Origin of the sequence: Rhodoferax sp. (assembly GCF_023701345.1) — a bacterium.
In the GTDB taxonomy this organism is placed as follows: Bacteria; Pseudomonadota; Gammaproteobacteria; order Burkholderiales; family Burkholderiaceae_C; genus Rhodoferax.
Genome location: NZ_JAMPXE010000219.1, coordinates 1 through 2,927 on the forward strand (window position 1 = coordinate 1; position 2,927 = coordinate 2,927).

At 61.6% G+C, this 2,927-nt stretch carries 4 protein-coding genes; all 4 read left to right on the forward strand.

What is annotated here, in order from left to right:
- Positions 1-601: protein kinase (locus NDI87_RS17345; RefSeq protein WP_296276844.1), on the forward strand; the 601-nt coding region annotated here is incomplete at its 5' end.
- On the forward strand, positions 601-1,359 hold the full coding sequence (locus NDI87_RS17350; protein WP_296276846.1) for a protein phosphatase 2C domain-containing protein: 759 nt from the start codon (positions 601-603) through the stop codon (positions 1,357-1,359). The genes NDI87_RS17345 and NDI87_RS17350, both read left to right, overlap by 1 nt.
- A 9-nt stretch (positions 1,360-1,368) precedes the next feature.
- Positions 1,369-2,109 carry a ribonuclease PH gene (rph, locus tag NDI87_RS17355; RefSeq protein WP_296276848.1) on the forward strand — a complete coding sequence of 247 codons (741 nt, stop codon included), beginning with the start codon at positions 1,369-1,371 and terminating at the stop codon, positions 2,107-2,109.
- Entirely contained in the window at positions 2,106-2,705 is a 600-nt protein-coding gene (rdgB, locus tag NDI87_RS17360; protein ID WP_296276850.1) for an RdgB/HAM1 family non-canonical purine NTP pyrophosphatase, read from the forward strand. Before rph ends, rdgB begins: the two co-directional genes overlap by 4 nt.
- Positions 2,706-2,927: the final 222 nt, after the last annotated feature.

The following is a 2,927-nucleotide window of genomic DNA, read 5'->3' on the forward strand; positions in this document are numbered from 1 at the left end:
CTTTCGCGAATCCACGATCCGATCGCTGTTTGATGAAATTTTGCGCGGCTTGCGCATTGTTCACCAGCACAAAATGCTGCATCTGGACATCAAGCCCGCCAATATCTTCATCACCGACGACAACCGGTCCGTGTTGATCGACTTTGGCGCGGCACGCGAAGTCCTCTCCAAAGAAGGCAACTTCATTCGCCCCATGTACACCCCGGGCTTTGCCGCCCCCGAAATGTACCGGCGCGACACCACCATGGGGCCCTGGACCGATATTTACGCCATCGGCGCCTGCATGTTTGCCTGCATGCACGGCTTCCCGCCCAGCGAGGCGCCACAACGTGTGACCGAAGACAAGGCAGTGCAGACCCTGAAACGTTTCCGAGGTATTTACTCCGACGATCTGGTGGAGATCGTGCAATGGTGCATGGCAATGGATCCCCTGGAACGGCCGCAGTCTGTGTTTGCCCTGCAAAAGGAATTGAACCGCGCAGGAGCCCGCCGCTATACCCAGCTCTCGGTGGGTGACAAGGTCAAGCAGCAACTCGGCAGCATGCTCGAAAGCACCAAAAAAAATGTCCTCAAATCGACAGATGTCGATAAAAAAACCTGATGCGATTTTCAGTTTTCCAGGTCAGTCGCCAGGGCGGTAGAAAAAACAACGAGGACCGCATGGGTTACAGCTACACCAGCGACTGTGCGGTGCTGATGCTGGCCGATGGCATGGGCGGACACCCGGCGGGGGAAGTGGCAGCGGGTTTGGCCATGGCAACAGTGGCCAGCCTGTTTCAAAAATTGGCTCAACCCAGACTGGACGATCTGGCAGACTTCCTGGAGCGGGCCATGATGGCGGCGCATGACCAAATTCTGCACTACGCCACAGAGCATGCCATGCTGGACGCGCCGCGAACCACCCTCGTGATGGCGGTGATCCAGTCGGGCCAGGTGCGCTGGGCCCATTGTGGCGACTCGCGACTTTATCTGGTGCGACAACAGCAACTGCTGACCCGTACCCAGGATCATTCTTTTGCCGAACGTAGCCGTCGCCCGCGCGGCACGGCAAGCGCTGCGCCCGTGGATGCCAACCGCAATGTTCTGTTTACCTGCCTGGGCTCTCCCGTCAAGCCGGTCTTCAGTGTGACCAAGCCGCTGGTTTTGCAGCGGGGCGACACCCTCATGCTTTGCTCCGATGGCTTGTGGGCAAGCCTGTCCGAGCAGGACATCGTGACTGAGCTGAGTCGAAACCCGGTAGAAATCTCGGTGCCGTTGCTGGTTGAGAAGGCGCTGATACAGGCAGGGGCTCACAGCGACAACGTGACCTGTCTTGCACTCACCTGGCTGACGCCCGACACGTCAACACCAACCCAATGAAACACTGACATGACCGAATTTTCAAGAACAGCGGCGCGCGCCGCCAATGCCCTGCGTCCGATCAGCCTCACACGCGGCTACACCCGGCACGCAGAAGGCTCGGTGCTGGTGGAATTTGGCCACACCAAGGTGCTGTGCAATGCCTCGGTGCTCGACAAGGTGCCGCCCCACCAAAAAGGCTCCGGCCAGGGCTGGGTCACCGCCGAATACGGCATGCTGCCGCGCGCCACCCACAGCCGCAGTGACCGCGAAGCCGCGCGCGGCAAGCAGACCGGACGCACCCAGGAAATCCAGCGCCTGATCGGCCGCTCGATGCGCTCGGTGTTTGACCTGGCGCTGCTGGGCGAGCGCACCCTGCACCTGGATTGCGACGTCATCCAAGCCGACGGCGGCACCCGCACCGCGGCCATCACCGGCGCTTTTGTCGCCGCGCAGGACGCCGTCAACGGCCTGCTGGCGCAAGGCAAGCTGATCCTGTCCCCCATTCGTGACCATGTCGCCGCCATCTCGGTTGGCCTCGTGCAGGGCACACCCTTGCTGGACCTGGAATACACCGAAGATTCGGCCTGCGACACCGACATGAACGTGGTCATGACCGGATCCGGCCACTATGTCGAGATCCAGGGCACGGCCGAAGGCGCCGCCTTCAGCCGCGTGGAGATGGACGCGCTGCTGGCGCTGGCCGACCAGGGCATCCGTGAGCTGGTGCAAATTCAACGGACCGCGCTGGCCCAGCCATTGCTGCCATGAAAATCGTTCTGGCCTCCAACAACCCCGGCAAACTGGCCGAACTGCACGCCATGTTTGCGCCGCTGGGTTATGCGCTGATAGCGCAAGGCAGCCTGGGCATTGCGGAAGCGCCCGAGCCGTACCACACCTTCATTGAAAACGCGCTGACCAAGGCGCGCCATGCCGCCCGGCTCAGTGGCTTGCCCGCCGTGGCGGATGACGCCGGTCTGTGCGTCGATGCCTTTGGCGGCCTGCCGGGCGTGCAAACCGCTTTTTATGCAACACAGTTCGGCTATCCCAAGAGTGACAACAACAACGTGCGCGCCCTGCTGGAGCAGATGAGCGGCATCGACAACCGGCGTGCAGCGATGGTCAGCACGCTGGTGGCGCTGCGTTCGCCCGACGACCCGGAACCGCTGGTGGCGGTGGGCCGGGTGGTGGGCGAGATCGCCCGCGAGCCCATGGGATCCAACGGCTTTGGCTTTGACCCGGTGATGTTCATCCCCGAATTCGGCAAAACCTTTGCCCAACTGCCGGTAGAAGTCAAAAACGCCAACAGCCACCGGGGACGCGCAGCGGCTGCCATGGTGGCCTTGATGCGCGAGCGCTGGTTGTGAAGCCGGAGACCTTTGAAGTCTTTGTAGCTGAACCCGCGAGGCAGGCCCTGTGGGCAGCTTCCTCATACTGGAGTACCAGAAATCGTCAGCCCCCCACAGGGCCTACCTCGCTAGACGCCTTGGTATGCCAAACCAGTGACCATTCAGATATTGGGATTGGTGGATTCAAACAAGCTTTGCAAGCGAACCGCGACATCGGCGCGGCAGCCGGATGGGGCGACC